This is a genomic window from Pseudomonas kielensis (assembly GCF_014236655.1).
Lineage (GTDB): Bacteria > Pseudomonadota > Gammaproteobacteria > Pseudomonadales > Pseudomonadaceae > Aquipseudomonas > Aquipseudomonas kielensis.
In genome coordinates, this window is sequence record NZ_JACMYG010000094.1 from 1 (window position 1) to 756 (window position 756).

Below are 756 nucleotides of genomic sequence, written 5' to 3' on the forward strand. Positions count from 1 at the left end.
TTTATTCCTTCCAACTGACCGGTGTGCATCGGCCAGCGAACCCGGCTGACGATGCCCCGCCAGTAACTCTTTAGCCGTTTGGCGAACTGGATCAGTGCCGGTATTTCGCTTTCATGCGCATGGCGCAGCCATTGCTTCCAGGCCGATCGCCAACCCCAAGCGGTGCTCGGCGTCCAAAGCGTTTTGAGTTCAGTCTTCATCAAATAGACCTTCATCAACGCGTGGTTGGCCGCCAGCAGATCCTCCAAGCGGACCTGTTGCTCCGGTGTTTTCAGGTTCTGCGGGTTGCGCAGGAGCAGCCAACGCGCCTGCTTGATGACCTGTCGGGCCGGCTTGTCATGACGCAGTCGATTGGCTTCGTCGACGCGAACCCGATCAATCACCTCTCGGCCATACTTGGCCACCACATGGAAGAGGTCGTAGACCACTCGCGCGTTGGGACAGTGCTGACGAACCTCCAGGTCAAAAGCGGTGTTCATGTCCATTGCCACCGCTTCGATTCGGGCGCATCCCTCTGGCCCCAGCTCTTCGAAAAACGGCCTGACCGCCGCCCGGCTGCGGCCTTCGCCGATCCACAGCACTCGTCGTGTATCCGCATCCAGCACCACACTGGCGTAACGATGGCCCTTGAACAGGGCGAACTCGTCCATCACCAGACGCCGTGGTTGCGCCTTCGGCAGATCGCTCAATGCCGCTTGCAAGGCACGACGCTCCAGCAACCGAACGGTGTCCCAATGCAGCCCAAACATCTGCGCC

At 60.1% G+C, this 756-nt stretch carries 1 protein-coding gene; it reads right to left on the reverse strand.

Annotated elements, in window-relative coordinates; all coding sequences use genetic code 11:
* Positions 1 to 756, reverse strand: a 756-nt coding sequence (locus H7995_RS28150; protein ID WP_185819330.1) for an ISL3 family transposase, incomplete at both ends; no start/stop codon positions are given.